The 14,347-nt window shown below is 70.1% G+C and carries 17 protein-coding genes; 7 read left to right on the top strand and 10 right to left on the bottom strand.

Annotation, left to right across the window (positions count from 1 at the left end; genetic code table 11):
• Positions 1 to 15: 15 nt before the first annotated feature.
• Positions 16 to 774 carry an SDR family oxidoreductase gene (locus ACYVHG_RS12565; RefSeq protein WP_461167794.1) on the top strand — a complete coding sequence of 253 codons (759 nt, stop codon included), beginning with the start codon at positions 16 to 18 and terminating at the stop codon, positions 772 to 774.
• Here the strand turns inward: ACYVHG_RS12565 and ACYVHG_RS12560 are convergent.
• Genes ACYVHG_RS12560 through ACYVHG_RS12550 form a run of 3 tightly spaced genes read right to left on the bottom strand, consistent with a single transcriptional unit; the run spans position 771 to position 2,917 of the window.
• Positions 771 to 1,883, bottom strand: coding sequence for an MAB_1171c family putative transporter (locus ACYVHG_RS12560; protein ID WP_461167793.1), 1,113 nt, complete (start codon positions 1,881 to 1,883; stop codon positions 771 to 773). The two genes, ACYVHG_RS12565 and ACYVHG_RS12560, sit on opposite strands and share 4 nt — an antisense overlap.
• On the bottom strand, positions 1,874 to 2,386 hold the full coding sequence (locus tag ACYVHG_RS12555) for a hypothetical protein (RefSeq protein WP_461167792.1): 513 nt from the start codon (positions 2,384 to 2,386) through the stop codon (positions 1,874 to 1,876). The genes ACYVHG_RS12560 and ACYVHG_RS12555 overlap by 10 nt, the downstream gene beginning before the upstream one ends.
• 51 nt (positions 2,387 to 2,437) lie before the next feature.
• Entirely contained in the window at positions 2,438 to 2,917 is a 480-nt protein-coding gene (locus tag ACYVHG_RS12550) for an XRE family transcriptional regulator (RefSeq protein WP_461167791.1), read from the bottom strand.
• A 308-nt stretch (positions 2,918 to 3,225) separates the two neighbouring features.
• Between ACYVHG_RS12550 and ACYVHG_RS12545 the strand changes: the two genes are divergently transcribed.
• Complete coding sequence (locus ACYVHG_RS12545; RefSeq protein ID WP_461167790.1) at positions 3,226 to 4,164, top strand: hypothetical protein; 939 nt, start codon at positions 3,226 to 3,228, stop codon at positions 4,162 to 4,164.
• 4 nt (positions 4,165 to 4,168) lie between these two features.
• On the opposite strand, the gene ACYVHG_RS12540 is transcribed toward ACYVHG_RS12545, so the two are convergent.
• A complete protein-coding gene (locus ACYVHG_RS12540; protein WP_461167900.1) occupies positions 4,169 to 5,722 on the bottom strand; it encodes a TM0106 family RecB-like putative nuclease in 1,554 nt (517 codons plus the stop codon).
• A gap of 89 nt (positions 5,723 to 5,811) precedes the next feature.
• On the opposite strand from ACYVHG_RS12540, the gene ACYVHG_RS12535 reads away from it, so the two are divergent.
• Positions 5,812 to 6,507 carry a DUF6474 family protein gene (locus tag ACYVHG_RS12535; protein WP_461167789.1) on the top strand — a complete coding sequence of 232 codons (696 nt, stop codon included), beginning with the start codon at positions 5,812 to 5,814 and terminating at the stop codon, positions 6,505 to 6,507.
• A gap of 13 nt (positions 6,508 to 6,520) precedes the next feature.
• Here the strand turns inward: ACYVHG_RS12535 and ACYVHG_RS12530 are convergent, their stop codons facing one another.
• Positions 6,521 to 7,120: a M15 family metallopeptidase gene (locus tag ACYVHG_RS12530; RefSeq protein ID WP_461167788.1), complete on the bottom strand. Its 600-nt coding sequence runs from the start codon at positions 7,118 to 7,120 to the stop codon at positions 6,521 to 6,523.
• 86 nt (positions 7,121 to 7,206) lie between these two features.
• Positions 7,207 to 7,698, bottom strand: a complete 492-nt coding sequence (locus tag ACYVHG_RS12525) for a hypothetical protein (RefSeq protein ID WP_461167899.1) — start codon at positions 7,696 to 7,698, stop codon at positions 7,207 to 7,209.
• 91 nt (positions 7,699 to 7,789) lie between these two features.
• Between ACYVHG_RS12525 and ACYVHG_RS12520 the strand changes: the two genes are divergently transcribed.
• On the top strand, positions 7,790 to 8,731 hold the full coding sequence (locus tag ACYVHG_RS12520) for an SGNH/GDSL hydrolase family protein (RefSeq protein WP_461167787.1): 942 nt from the start codon (positions 7,790 to 7,792) through the stop codon (positions 8,729 to 8,731).
• On the opposite strand, the gene ACYVHG_RS12515 is transcribed toward ACYVHG_RS12520, so the two are convergent.
• Positions 8,728 to 10,278, bottom strand: coding sequence for a succinic semialdehyde dehydrogenase (locus ACYVHG_RS12515; protein WP_461167786.1), 1,551 nt, complete (start codon positions 10,276 to 10,278; stop codon positions 8,728 to 8,730). The two genes, ACYVHG_RS12520 and ACYVHG_RS12515, sit on opposite strands and share 4 nt — an antisense overlap.
• Positions 10,279 to 10,338: 60 nt before the next feature.
• Here ACYVHG_RS12515 and rraA point away from each other — a divergent pair, with 60 nt between their 5' ends.
• On the top strand, positions 10,339 to 10,830 hold the full coding sequence (gene rraA, locus ACYVHG_RS12510) for a ribonuclease E activity regulator RraA (RefSeq protein ID WP_461167785.1): 492 nt from the start codon (positions 10,339 to 10,341) through the stop codon (positions 10,828 to 10,830).
• A gap of 3 nt (positions 10,831 to 10,833) precedes the next feature.
• Here the strand turns inward: rraA and ACYVHG_RS12505 are convergent, their stop codons facing one another.
• Entirely contained in the window at positions 10,834 to 11,052 is a 219-nt protein-coding gene (locus ACYVHG_RS12505; RefSeq protein ID WP_461167784.1) for an RNA-binding S4 domain-containing protein, read from the bottom strand.
• Positions 11,053 to 11,110: 58 nt separating this feature from the next.
• Between ACYVHG_RS12505 and ACYVHG_RS12500 the strand changes: the two genes are divergently transcribed.
• A complete protein-coding gene (locus ACYVHG_RS12500) occupies positions 11,111 to 11,953 on the top strand; it encodes an alpha/beta fold hydrolase (protein ID WP_461167783.1) in 843 nt (280 codons plus the stop codon).
• On the opposite strand, the gene ACYVHG_RS12495 is transcribed toward ACYVHG_RS12500, so the two are convergent.
• Positions 11,950 to 12,093, bottom strand: coding sequence for a hypothetical protein (locus ACYVHG_RS12495; protein WP_461167782.1), 144 nt, complete (start codon positions 12,091 to 12,093; stop codon positions 11,950 to 11,952). The two genes, ACYVHG_RS12500 and ACYVHG_RS12495, sit on opposite strands and share 4 nt — an antisense overlap.
• A 197-nt stretch (positions 12,094 to 12,290) precedes the next feature.
• Between ACYVHG_RS12495 and ACYVHG_RS12490 the strand changes: the two genes are divergently transcribed.
• On the top strand, positions 12,291 to 12,824 hold the full coding sequence (locus ACYVHG_RS12490; protein ID WP_461167781.1) for a DUF937 domain-containing protein: 534 nt from the start codon (positions 12,291 to 12,293) through the stop codon (positions 12,822 to 12,824).
• 64 nt (positions 12,825 to 12,888) lie between these two features.
• Here the strand turns inward: ACYVHG_RS12490 and dctA are convergent, their stop codons facing one another.
• Entirely contained in the window at positions 12,889 to 14,298 is a 1,410-nt protein-coding gene (dctA, locus tag ACYVHG_RS12485) for a C4-dicarboxylate transporter DctA (RefSeq protein ID WP_461167780.1), read from the bottom strand.
• Positions 14,299 to 14,347 lie beyond the last annotated feature (49 nt).

The raw sequence follows: 14,347 nt of genomic DNA, 5'->3' as shown, positions 1-14,347 counted from the left end.
AGAAGGGAATCAGCCATGGATGTCACCGGCTCCTCCGTCATCGTCACCGGCGGCGCATCGGGCCTCGGTGCCGCTACCGCCCGGCGCTTCGCCGAGGCCGGCGCCACCGTCTTCGGCCTGGACCTGCAGCCGTCCATCGACAAGGCCGAGCCGGCCGAGAACGTGCACCTGATCGCCACCGATGTGACCGAGGAGGACGAGGTCCTCGCCGCGATCGCCCAGGCGGTCGAGGCCGGCCCGCTGCGGGTCGCGGTGAACTGCGCAGGGGTTGGCTGGGCCGGCCGCATCCTGTCCAAGAAGGGCGTGCACCCGCTGGACCTGTTCCAGACGGTGATCAACATCAACCTGGTGGGCACGTTCAACGTGATGCGCCTGGCGGCCGAGCAGATGAGCAAGCAGGACGCCGTCGACGAGCAGGGCTCGCGCGGCCTGATCGTCAACACCGCATCGGTGGCGGCCTTCGAGGGCCAGATCGGGCAGATCGCGTACACCGCGTCCAAGGGCGGCGTGCACGCGATGACCATCACCGCGGCACGTGATCTGGCGCAGTCCGGGATCCGGGTCAACACCATCGCCCCCGGCACCATCAACACCCCGATGCTCGCCGGGGTCACCGAGGAGTTCAAGAAGACCCTCGAAGCCGGTATCCCGTTCCCGCAGCGTCTCGGCGAGCCGGCCGAGTACGCACAGCTCGCCTACTTCCTGGCCGAGCACGACTACATCAACGGCGAGACCATCCGGATGGACGGTGCGCTGCGGATGGCTCCGCGTTAGATCTGCAGTTCCTCGGCCGGCGTCGCCCTGACCGCGTCCGCGAGGACGATCAGCGGGGCGGCGTCGTCGTCGATGGAGGTGCCCTTGGGCGGCAGGACCATCGCCGACGGTGCCGGAGCACCACCGGCCTCGTTCCGCAGGTCGATGGCGACCAGGAGGTTGTGCACGTTCTCCTCGGGGATGCCGTCGCCGAAGTCGTCGGGCAGGTACGGGCTCAACTGCACCAGCACGTCCCGGATCTCCACGACGCGCCGCTGGAACCGCAGGTGCGGATCGCGTCCGGCCGAGCGGGCGTCGAGCACCACCTCGGGCACGGCGGTGGTCAGCAGATCCCACAGCGGTTCGAGCCGCTTGAAATCGCGCCGGTGCCGCTTGCGGTAACCCAGTTGCACGAAGAACCCGCGCACGCCCGGGTAGCTCAAGCCGATCACGAACAGCACCACGCCGATCGCGGTACAGATCCGCGACAGGGTCAATAGGGACGGCCAGGACACCACCTGCACCATGTTGGTGAGCACGAACGCCACCTGGGTCATGGAGCCGATCGCGGTCAGGCCGAGACCGGCGGCCATCAGCCGCAGCGAGGTCACCAGGTATCCGTCGGCGAAGGGCATCAGGCGGGTCAGCGAGAGCACGCAGTCGGCGAGGCCGTACATGAGGTAACCACCGGCGATCCCGAAGAACACCGCGAAACCCAGCTCCTGGACGCTAAAGGTGTCCAGGGTCGCGTCGCGCATGGACGCCGGCATCACCGACATCGCCACCGACAGCCCGATCACGGCCGCCAGCAGCGGAATCGCCTCCATGCCGGCGCGTCGCTGGCGCGCCGATTCGGTGGGACCGTAGAAGAACGTGACGGCCAGTGCCGCGACTCCGAGTGCCAGCGAGGCGTTTCCGGCCAGGCGGGAGGCACCGCGCCAGAGCGCGCCGTCGATCCCGGTGGACAGGGGGGAGCCGAGCAGCAGCACGGCCATCGTCAGCGCGGCGATGGCGACGGTGACGGCGATCGCCTGGATGCCGGCCTTGGCGCGGTAGAGGCGGTCGATCCGCCAGCACAGAACGATCGTGAAGAAGGCGATGCCCAGCAGGTTGACGATCTTCACAGCCACCGCGAGTGGCCTCCCAGGACCCGCTGGATTCCACGCAGGCTGTCGTGTTTGGCGGTGCGGCCGGCGAGAGCACCGGCTTCCGAGGCCCAGCCCAGGATGATCGAGCCGATCATCTCGGCCTCCCATTCGTGCTCGTCGTCGTAGCAGGTGCGGTGCAGGGCTGCCGCCGCTTCCGGGGAGGACGGATCCGCGGCACCGGCCGCCGCGGCCGTCGGGCCCGCGTGCTGGTGCCCGGCGATGAGATGCCCGAACTCGTGGATGATGATCTGATCGCGGTGTAGTCGCGAGGTGTTCGCCTGATAGAAGAAGTAATCGGCGTCCTCGCCGACCAGCCACAACCCGTTGGGCATACCCACGGGAAGCGGCTGACTGATCACCAGGATGTCCCGGCCGCGGCGCTTGCCGTACTTCTCGCACAATTGCACGGCATCGAACGGCAGGTCGAGGTCGAGACTTCGTACTTCGCCTTCGCAGAGGCGGCGAAGTGCCTTGACGGAGCGCACGCCCCTCCTTCTCGAACAGGAGGGGCGCGCGACGTCAACCGCGTACGGGAATTACCCCTCGACTCCGCGCGAGTCTACGGGAATCTCAGGCGGGTCAGCAGGCAGGCCCTGCTGTACCCGCAGTACCTTGATGAGTTCGTTGACCATGTTCACCGAGTCGGGCGAGAGCCCGGCCAGGCGGAAGGCCGCCATCTGCACCTTGGTGTCGGCCTGCAGCCGCATCAGATGGATCTGGTCACGGGTGCGCTGCGCCGCCTCGTCCTCGAGGAAGTAGTGCACGTCGACTCCGAACGCCGCCGAGATCCCCTCCACGGTGCGGAACGAGGGCGACTTGGCCTTACCCGAACGGAGCTGACTCAAGTACGACTCGCCCAGCCGGAAACCCAGCGCGGTCGAGCGCTGCGCGATGGCCTTGGCGGTGAAGGCGCGGCCGTTGGGGCCCGGCACCGTACGGAACAGCTCTTCTAGACGACTCGCGAAAAGCCCCTGACCGACCAGGGCCTCGCCGTCGAAATTACTTCCTGCGTCCACTTGTGCCATCCCTCTCTATCAGCGGCACCGCGTCATGCTCTCGGCCTCGCGGTAAAGATCATTGCGAGACCGCCAAACCTGATCACACTATAGCGTACTTTACCAACTGGCACGACCACTTCGGGATCGATTATCAGCCGAGTGTGCTCGTACTGTATTCTTACCCACATACGCGCCTGACCGTGGAAAGGGGTGCCGTGCCTACTCCGATGCCCCTCAAATACCGGTTCCGAGCTGCGGTTATGGTTACCGCTACCATCGGTGTCGTTGCGATCGCACCAGCCTGGGCAAACCCGGAGGATTCGGGCGTGCACGATGTCTCGAGTTCATCGTCCTCCACTCCGGACACCGGATCTCGGTCCCCGAGCGGCTCCGACGGCTCCTCGGGCGCCGGGCAGGAATCCGGTAACGGCAACACTCGCAGTCCCGGTCTGGTTGACCGGGTGGTCGGGCTGATCACCGGCGGATGGGCCGGCCCGTCCCGCCCCGGCGGGAGCACCAGCGGTCCAGGTACCGGTTCGGGAACGGGCACCGGGGGCACCGGGGGCGGCAGCACCGGCGGTTCGACCGGGGGCGGCACCGGCTCGACCGGTAGCGGCGGCGCCCCGATCAGTTCCGGCACCGGCACCGGCAGCGGTGGCGCCCCCATCAGCGGCGGCAGCGGTACCGGCTCGGGCGGCGCCAAGATCGAATCGCCCGGCACCGGTTCCGGTGGTGCGAAGATCCAGTCCCCCGGCACCGGCTCGGGTGGAGCGAAGATCGACAGCGGCACCGGTGTCCGCGAAGGCAGCCCGCTCCCCGAGCGGGTCGGCCCCACCGGCGACAACTCCGTGCCCGGCCGGGCGGGCAACGGCGCACCGTCGGGCTCCGCACCGGCACCAGCGGCGCCGGCCGCACCGGTGGTCGCGCTGCCCGTCCTGGTTCCGCCGGTCGTCGCCGCCGGTCCCCCGGCTCCTGCCCCGGCCGCGCCCCCGCCGGCACCGCCCGCCCCGCCGGCACCGCCGCCCGGCAGCGGTTCCGCCGCGCAGAACACAGGCTCCGGTGACGGCGCCGATGCCGAGTCCGGTAACACCACCGTGCTCACCGCCGCCTACCTGTCCGCCCAGCGAGTGGCTCCGGTGGCCGCGGAGACCGCACGCCAGCTCTCGCCCGCGCTGATCGCGATCCTCGGTGGCATCGCACTGCTCGGCAGCGGCAGCTTCGCCGACGCCGTGCGTCGCGCCCACATCCGCCAGGCCCAGGCCTGATCGGTCAGGCGCCGACGACCGGTAGGTCGAGCACCTTCTCGCTGGACATGAACGCGCGGAGCGCGGCGGTGGCCTTCACGTCGTCCTCGTTGTACTCCAGGATCCGGCGCCGCTGCGCTGCGCGGTCGGCCTCGTCCCAGCCGGCGTCGATCCCCACACCCACCCGGTACCAGAGCATCGACGCCTCGCCACCGGCCTCGGAGTCGCGCCACTGGAATCCGGCCACCGGCGCCACCTTCTTCAGGCCCCGCCCCTCCAGGGACAGGAAGGCCTCGCCGACGGCGTCGAACATGTCCACCCATTCCGGGGAGGCGATGAACTCCTCCACGGCGCCGCGTCGCGGTACCCCCGGCTCACCGGCGAACCGGTCCGCCGAGGCGAGTAACCACTTGTTCTCCGCGTTCTGCGAGTAGCAGTACGCGGCGAAGGTGCGTCCCGCCGCGTGGGCCTGCGCCCGGCAGTCCATCAGGAAGGCCCAGAACTCGGCGAACGAACGCGCCTCGTCGCGGGTGGGAACCGGATCCCAGGTGACGAACGGGCGGTAGCCCAGGTCCACCCCGTCGCGCCGCAGCCAGGTGCCCCACAGGTACGCGCCGTACTCCTGGTAGCTCTCCATATCGACGTCCACCTCGACGTCCGCCCGCCGCACCCGGACCTGCGGGCGGCGGCGCACCAGCACCTGTCCCTCCCGCCAGGCGCGGGCCATCGCCCGCAGGTCGGCGATCGGAACCGGCACGTCCTCCGGCTGGGCGCCCCGGAACTCGGCGAGCTGGTCGACGGTGACGATGCCCGCTTCCCGCAGGCCCGGCGCGGAGCGGCCGTCCGCCACCAGGCTCACGTCCCGCGATGCGGTCAGCGCCTGCGCGCACTGCGGCCACCAGGGACAGCGCCGGCATTCGGCCACCCGGACGGGTTCGGTCGAGGCGGTGCCGGCCAGCACCGCGCGGCGGTCGGCCAAACGCTCGTCGTAGGCGGGGAGCAAAGGTGTCACCTCGTGTACGACGATCCGCGCACCGTCCACCCCGATACTCCCGCCGAGCAGCGACGACGAGGCGTATCCGGCGTCCTGCAGCATGCGGGTCAGGTGCGCCAGGCGCATCTGGTCGCCCCGGTGCGGGCGCGTCCGGACGGTCTCGTCCTCGCGCGGCTCCCAACTCTGCAGCGGTGAGGTGCGGGCGCCGGACCCCGGATCGCAGGTCTTGTGGTTGACCACGATCACCGGGATGTAGCCGTCGCCGCACCGCAGGAGCAGTTCACTGTGCCCGCGGCGGCCACCCGCGGTGGGCAGCACCGCGCCCCAGATCCGCTCCGCTCCGCCGGCCATGGCGCTGCGGGTGCTCCCCACGGCACCCTCTCCGGGTTCGATGATCGTCAGCCCGGGCAGGCGCTCACGGACGGAGGCGCGGAACACCTCGGCGGCCTCCACCCGCAGGGCCACTCCCGGATCGGGTTCGGTGCGCGGGGCCGCCGCCTCCAGCGCCAGCCGATGCCGACAACCGGTGAGCGAGCGCGCGCTCACCGCGGTCGTCCCGGTGCCCTGATCGATGTCCACTGTCAGCAGTATGGCGGGCGGCACCGACAACCGATTCAGGCGCGCTGTGCAATGCTGTACCGGACGGCAGTACTGACCTACGAGGACGTGCACTGATGGGTTTGTTCGGCAAGAAGAAGAAGTCCCCGCGCGCGGAGCGCCGCGCTCAGGCCAAGGCGCTCAAGTCCAAGGCGCGCCTGGAGGCGAAGCTCGCCGCGAAGAACGCGGACCGCGACGCCAAGCGCGTGGTCAAGTCGGCCTCCAAGAGCGAGCGCAAGGCCCTCAAGACCGATCTGCAGCGGACCAAGGTGCTCTCGCGGATGCAGAGCAAGGCCGATCAGGCGAACATCAAGATCGCCGAGACCAACGCCCGCGCCGCGGTCGAGGGCAAGCTCCTCTCCGAGGCCCGGATCAAGCGCTACATCTCCACCGCGCGGCTGCTGGCTCCCGTCGTGGTGCCGCTGGCGTACCGCGCCGCCCAGGCCGGCCGCAACCAGCTCGACGCGGCGAAGGCCTCTCGCCTCGGCGTCCCGGTCAACGATGTGGCGGCGTTCGCCGGCTACGGAGGCGGTCTCTCGGCCCGGGTCGCGGCCTCTCGCCGATCACTCGAACAGCTCACCGCCACCCATCCGGACGCCGAGACGAAGTCGTTCACCGGCACCGTCGCCCAGCGTCTGGACGATCTGGACACCGCGATCACCGCCTCGGAATCGATGCCTCCGGCGCGACGGCGCCCGGCCCACCAGGCGATCGCCCGGGAACTCGACGGTATCGACGCCGATCTGCTCAACCGCTTGGGCATCAGCTCCTAGTCTCGGGCTCGGCTCAGCGGCGCCGGGCGGCGGCATCGGCCACCAGGACCGGACACCGGGTGCCGGTCTTGAGCTCGTAGTGCCAGACCTCGTTCCGGTAGATCCGGCACAGACCGAAGCGTTCGCCGTGCCGGGACATCCAGTAGGCGGCGGCGGTGGGGCCGATGTCCACCGCGTCTCCGCTCACGTGCTCCGACGATGCCGGCGACGCGACCAGTCGCCGGGCGCGGGCCTCGGAGCCCTCGCGGCGCACCGCCTGCTCGTAGAGCCGGCTCTGGTAGCGCTGGGACCGCCAGCCGGAGGTGATCCGCACGGTGATGCCGTGACCGCCGGCCTCCCGCGCCGCGGCGCGGACCGCCGCGCGCAGCCGCGGATCGAGGCGGGTCACCGCGGGGACGGCGGCGTCCACCGGCAACGGATCGTCGATCACGCCGTCAGCCACCCCCACACTCACCCCCGCGCCCAGCGGTGCCCCTGCGGCCTCGCCGGTCTCGGCGGTCTCGCCCTCGCCGGTGCCGCCGCGCCCGAACGGGCCGTCGGAGCACCCGGCGAGCACCACCAGCGCTGCCAGAGTCATCAGTGTCGCAACGAATTCGGTGAGTCGGTCGGTCATGCGCTCAGCGTGGGCGCAGCCCGTCCCGGTACCGTCGCCGGCGGTCCGCGGTCAGGTCGCAATCGTGCCCCGGCCGCGGCGCGGAGTCACCAGTGCAGGGTCAACTCGCCTCCGTCCGGCAGCGCCCGCCAGCGCTCGGCGAAGTCGTCGTAGCGGGCGAAGATCCGGTCCCGCAGTTCCGCTGGTACCGCGGGATTCTGCAGCGGTCCGGGCCACGCCGGATCGGCCGGACGGTGCCCCCGTTGCACCTCCCACAGTGCCGCGGTGAGCGAGGCGAGTGCCTCCGAACGTGCCATGTCCGCCGATTGCGCCGCCGTGGGCCGGCGCTTCCGGCGGGCGGCCCGGCGCCGCTCGGCGGGATCCGCCGGCCAGAACAGTCCGTCCAGTCCGTTGGCGTCGGCGATCCGGCCGAACACGCCGCCGCGGATTCCGGCTTCGGCCTCCACGATCAGGTGCGCCGCGTCGTGCGGGATGAGGGGTTTGCCGCCCGGGCCACCGCGGGGCTCGAGTCGCGGACCGCTGTCCCGGCTGATCCGCACGTCGTAGCCGTTGCGGCGCTTGACGAAGGTGACGTCCATACCGTCCAGCGTCCGGCGGCGCGGTCGGTCGTGCAAGCCGTTTCCCTTCGGCGCCGCCCCCGGGCCGCCGGGACGCAATACAGTGACCGGCATGACCTCGCGCAGCCGATCCGTCCTCGTCCGTGCCGGTGCAGTCGCCGCTGCCTCGGCCGCCGTACTGGCCGGCGGCACCGTCGCAGGGGGCCCGTCGGGTGCGGATCTGGTGAGCCCGGCCTACGTGGCCCTCGGTGATTCGTACTCCTCTCTGCCCGCCGCTGCCACGGTGGGAGGCACCCAGCAGGAGCGTTCCTGTGGACGGTCCACCGGCAACTACCCGAAACTGGTCGCCGGAGCTCTGGGACTCGATCGTGCTCGGCTGCGGGACAACACCTGCGGTGGCGCGAAGACCGCGGACGCCTTCGTCGGTCAGCGGGCGGGGTCCGCGAAGACCGGTTTCTACGCCGCACCTCCGCAGCTGGAGGGGATCACGGCGTCGACCTCCCTGGTGACGGTCTCCCTGGGCGGCAACGACGGCGATCTCTACTCCGGGATCCTCCAGGCCTGCGCCGGCGCACCGGGCGCGCGGACCGTGCGCTGCACCGCCGATCAGCGGACCCGTCCGGCCGCACTGTCCGACGATGCCGTCACCGCCCTGCTGAGCCGGATCACCGCCGACAACCAACGGATCGTCCGCGCGGTGCGGGAGCGCTCACCGCGGGCACGGATCCTGCTGGTCGGCTATCCGGTGATGTTCGACGGTGACCGCAGTTGCGGGCCGATCGCGCCGTACCGGGCCGAGAGCGTGCGCTGGATACGCAGCGTGCTCACCCAGCGACTGAACCGGGCGATGCGGCAGGCCGCGGTGGCCGAGCGCGCCGAGTTCATCGACATGGAACCGGCTTCGGCGGGACGCGGTCTATGCAGTTCACAGCCGTGGATCAACGGTGTCGACAAGGACCCGAGGGCCGCCGAACTGCACCCGTTCCCGGAGGAGGGCCGGGCTGTCGCCGCGACGATCATCGCCCACCTGCGGGACAGCGGTTTCCGTCCCTAGCGTCCGATGAACTTGAGCGCCTTCACCGCCCGCGGCACGATGCTCAGGAACAGCGTGCGGGGCACGAACTTCACCCCGCCGATCCCGACGATCCGCTGGTGCGCGATGGTCTTGGACTCGCAGTACTTGAGCAGTCCCTCGGCGCCGTGCCGGCGGCCGACACCGGAGATGCCCATGCCGCCCATCGGTGCCGCGGTCGAGCCCCAGGCCGCGGCGTAGCCCTCGTTGATGTTGACGGTGCCGGCGTTGATCCGCTCCGCGATCTGCTGGGCCTGCTTGGTGGTGCCGGCGAAGACGCTCGCGTTGAGCCCGTACTCGGTGTCGTTGGCCTTCTCCACGGCCTCGTCGATCGAGTCCACCGGGTAGATCGAGACCAGCGGGCCGAAGGTCTCGGTCTTGAAGCACACGGCCTCCTCCGGGACACCGGAGAGCACCGTCGGCTCGTAGAAGAACGGGCCGAGGTCCGGTCGGGGCTTACCGCCGGCGAGCACGGTGGCGCCCTTGGCGACGGCGTCGTCGACGTGCTCGGTGACGGTCTCGATCTGCGCCTTCGAGGCGAGCGAGCCCATCTCGTTGGTGAAGTCGTAACCCGGTCCCAGCGGCAGGTTCGCGGTCCGCTCGGCGAAGGCGCGGGCGAATTCGTCCGCGATCTCCCGCTCGACGTAGATCCGCTCGATGGAGATGCACAGCTGGCCGGAGTTGGAGAACGCGGCGCGGGCGGCTCCCTCGGCGGTGTGCGCGATGTCGGCGTCCTTGGTGACGATCATCGGGTTCTTGCCGCCGAGTTCGGCGGAGAAGCCGATCAGGCGGCGACCGCACTGCTCGGCGAGGGTCGCTCCGGTCGCCGAGGAACCGGTGAACATGAGGTAGTCGGCGGCCTCGACGATGGCGGTGCCGACCACGCCACCGGGGCCTGGGACCACGGCGAACAGGTCGCGGGGCAGGCCCGCCCGGTACAGCAGTTCGACCGCGGCCAGGGCGCAGAACGGGGTCTGCGAATCGGGCTTGAGCACCACGGCGTTACCGGCTGCGAGCGCGGCGATTCCGTCCGAGACGGCGAGCGTCAGCGGGTAGTTCCACGGGGCGATCACGCCGACCACGCCCTTGGGCTGGTACCGCACCCGGGTGCTGGTGAACACCGGGAGCATCCCCTGGGCGCTCTGCTCGGAGAGGATCCTCGGTGCATTGCGGCCGTACCAGCGGGCGGTCATCGCCACGTCCAGAGTCTCCTCCTGGGCGTACTGGCGGGCCTTGCCGGTCTCGAACTGTGCCATGTCCATCAGCTCGTCGCGATGCGCGTTCACCAGATCGGCGAACTTGAGCAGTACCGCGGCCCGGTCCTTCGGGCTGCGCGCGGCCCACTGCCGCTGGGCGCGGCGGGCCCGGGTGAAGGCGACGGTGACGTCGTCGGCGGTGCCCACCGGGATCGTCGTGATCTTCTCACCGCTGAACGCCTCGAGCACGTCGCGGGACTGACGCTGCTGCGGGTCGTCGATCGCGGCGAGGGCGCGCAAACGGTCGAACGTGGCCTGAGTGGGTACTGGCATGGCACCAGATTACCCACTTGTTGACGGCGACTCAATAGAGTTCGCGATACCCTGTCGCCCATGACCGACGTTCAGTTCACTCCCACCGCAGACCTCGTCGATGTGATCGGTGAGGACGTCCGCAGCTGCGACACCCAGTTCCGTCAGTTCGGCGGCCGCCGCGCCTTCGCCGGGCGGATCGTCACGGTCAAGTGCTTCCAGGACAACGCCCTGCTCAAGTCGGTGCTGGGCGAGCCCGGTGAGGGTCGCGTGCTGGTGATCGACGGCTCCGACGAGTCCGGTACCCCGTCGCTGCACACCGCGCTGGTCGGCGACATCATCGCCGAGCTGGGCCGGTCCAACGGCTGGGCCGGGATCGTCGCCTACGGTGCGGTGCGTGACGCAGCAGTGATCGGCACCCTCGACATCGGCGTGAAGGCCCTCGGCACCAACCCGCGCAAGTCCACCAAGACCGGTGCCGGTGAGCGCGATGTGCCGCTGACCTTCGGCGGGGTCACCTTCGTCCCCGGAGAGGTGCTGACCAGCGACGACGACGGCATCGTCGTGCAGTAGCGCTCAGCGCGCCACACGGGCCGAGCGCCCCAGGACAGCCACCACGTCGCCGACGGCGAGCTGCCGGCCGCGCCGCAGATCCACCTCACCGTTGACCAGGACCTCGCCGTCGGCGATCACCGCCTTGGCCTCGGCGCCGGAGTCGATCAGGCCCGCCAGCTTGAGGAACTGCCCCAAGCGGATCGCCTCGTCGGAGATGGCCACGTCGATCGGATCGCTCACCCGACCATCATGCCGCACATCCGGGCGCCCGCGCCCGGCCCGGGCTACCGTCACTGCCATGGCGAGCGGCAACGTCCTGGATCTGGCGGGCACCGGCACCCACGTGGTGATCGACGAGGCCCGTGGGCCGGTCGACGGACCGCCGGTGGTGCTCTCGGCGGGGCTGGCCGGGAACTGGTTCGACTGGGACCCGCTCACCGCGCTACTGACGGTGCGCCGCACCGTGATCCGGGTGGACCGGCCCGGCTACGGACGCTCCGAGCCACTGCCCGCCGGCGCTCTGCCCACTCTCGCCACCGAGGTGACCCGCCTGGCCGAGTTACTGGACGCGCTGGATCTGCGCCGGGCGGTGATGGTGGGGCATTCCATGGCGAGCTTCTACGTCGAGGCCTTCGCCCGGGAGTACCCGCAGCGCACGGCAGCGCTGGTGCTGCTCGACGGCAGTGTGGAGGATTCGCCGAGGCGGCTGCTGCCGGCGCGACTACGGGACGGACTGCTCGAACGGACCGCCGATGCCGCGACCGCGCTCGGGGTGCAGCGCTTGGGGCCGGTGCTGCACCGGATGATCGGCGGCGGTGACGCGCACGAGTACGCGGAGATCCTGTCCTCACCGCAGTTCCTGCGGGCGGCGGTGTTGGAGAACGGACGGTACTCGGAACTGGCTCGCCGGCTCGCCGAACTGCGGGAGCGGGCGCCGATGCCGAGCGGCGTGCCGGTGACGGTGGCCGCCGGCCATCCGGGGCGCCCCACGCCGACGGCCCTGTCCTGGCTGCGCGAACAACGCGGCCTGGCGGATCTCCTGGGGGCCTGGTTCGCGGTGATCACGCCCAGCGGGCATCAGGTGATGGTGGATCAGCCGGCCCAGTGCGCGGCCCTGATCCTGGATGCTGCGCGGGACTAGCTCAGGCGCAGTACGCGCAGGTCAGCGGCGGTGGCGAGACGCTCGCCGTCCTCGGCGAACAGGCGCGCGACGCGGCGGTTGCGGAGGCGGTTGATCGTGCGGGAGCCGAGAACGGTGGCGGGGCGGCGGTACAGCTTCACGGGTCACTCCGAGCGGCGATCTAGACGCAAACAACGATTGGTTACAGATACTGTATTGGCTGGTTCGGGCATCGTCCACCACTGCGGTCCAACCGTGGCACACGTCACGCTCGGTCCGGCCGGGGGCCGCTACTGTGTCAGGTGTTCGGCCCTCTCACTCCCCCTTCCCGCTCTCGATCCAGCGCCAAGGAGAACACGTGTCCGATCTCGATGAACTGCTCAAGACCATTCCGATCGACGACATCGCCAACCGGCTCGGTGTCAGTAACGAGGTCGCCTCGGAGGCCGTGAACCAGACGGTTCCGACGCTGCTGGCCGGCCTGCAGGCACAGAACGCCTCCACCTCCGAGCAGCCCGCCGCGCTCGCCGACGCCGACTCCGGTGACGGGCAGCAGATCGTCAGCGGCCTGTTCGGCGACAAGACCGACGAGGTGGCCGCCGCCACCGCGGCTCCGCTGTCCTCGGGCGTGTCCGGGGATCTGGTCAAGCAGCTGCTGCCGATCCTCGCACCGATCGTGATCTCCTTCGTGCTCAAGAAGATGTCCGGTGGCGCCGCTCCGCAGCAGGCTCCCCAGCAGGCCCCGGAGCAGCCGGCACCGGCACCGCAGGGCGGTGACCTGCTGGGCAGCATCCTGGGCAATATGCTCGGCGGCGGGACCGCAGCCGGTGGTTCGGGGGCTGCGGGCAACGTCCTCGGCGGCATCCTGGGCGGACTGCTCAAGGGCAAGTGACCACCCGTTGACCGTCGACGGCCGGTTCCCGCACGGGGGCCGGCCGTCGTGGTTCGACGGGGCGCTAGTGCGCCGGGACCTGCGGACGCGCCTGCTCGTGCTGCGCAGGCTGCTGCTCCGCCGGTTCGTCGGCCGGTTCCGGAACCGTCTCACCGTCGAGCACTCTGCGCATCCGGTCGGTGTCGAGCTGCCCCTCCCAGTTGGCGACCACGAAGGTCGCGACGCAGTTGCCCAGTAGGTTCACCGAGACCCGCATCGAGTCCATGATCCGGTCGGCGCCGAGCAGCAGGGCGACCGCCGCCACCGGGATCGCGCCGTGGCCCACTGCGGCGATGGTCGCCGACAGCGCCAGGAACGACGATCCCGGTACCCCGGCCATCCCCTTCGAGGTGAGCATGAGCACCAGGATCGCGGTGATCTGCTCGCCGGCGCTGAGGTCCACACCGAGCGCCTGGGCCAGGAACAGCACGCAGATCGACAGGTACAGGGTGGCCCCGTCGAGGTTGAACGAGTACCCGGTGGGCACAACCAGACCGGTGGTGCTGCGTGAGCAACCGGCATTGGTCAGTTTCGTCATGATCCGTGGCAGCACCACCTCGGTGGAGGCGGTACCGAGCGCGAGGAACAGCTCGTCCTTGATGTACCGGACGAATTTCCACAGGTTGACCCCCGCGAAGACCCGCACGATCACCGCGAGGACCAGGATGAACAGCACCGCAGCGCCGTAACAGGCGGCGATCAGCTTCGCGTAGCTGCCCAGGGAACCGATCCCGTACTGACCGATGATGTAGGCCATCGCCCCGAAGGCACCGATCGGTGCCAGGCGCATGATCCAGCCGATGATGGTGAAGAAGATGCTGCTGATGTGGTCGACGAACTCGTAGATCACCGGCGGCCCGTGCTCGCCGAACTTCGCCAGCGCGAGCCCGAACAGCACCGCGAAGAACAGCACCTGGAGCAGGGCGTTCTCGGCGAAGGCGGAGAAGATCGACGACGGAATGACGCCGAGGATGAAGGCGATGGTGTCCGGCAGCTCACCGTTGCTCGTCTTCTTGGCCACCGCGTCGACGCCGGTGGCGAGGGTCTGCGGGTTCACCGTGAAACCGCTCCCGGGCTTGACCAGGTTGCCCACCACGATTCCGAACAGCAGGGCGAAGGTGGTTACCGCTTCGAAGTAGATCAGTGCCTTGATCCCGATCCGGCCCACCGATTTGAGATCACCGACGTGCGCGATCCCCAGCACCACGGTGCAGAAGATGATGGGCGCGATCAGCATCTTGATCAGCTTGATGAAACCGTCGGCGAGCGGCTTAAGGTCGGCGCCGAGGCCGGGCCAGATCCAGCCGACCGCGATGCCCGCCACGATGGCGATGAGCAGTTGCGGGAACAGCGAGGTGTACCAGCGCTTCTTGGTCGCCGGCGGCGCCGGGTCGGTACCCGGCGTCGGGTCCGCCGGCTGCGGGTGCGTCGTCATGCGCGAAGTCTGGTACCCGGCGATTGCGCCGCGGTCAGTGCGGTGTTAA

This window comes from Tsukamurella serpentis (genome assembly GCF_054780975.1).
Note: the sequence above shows the minus strand (reverse complement) of the source record. Positions and strands in the feature narration are given on the sequence as shown.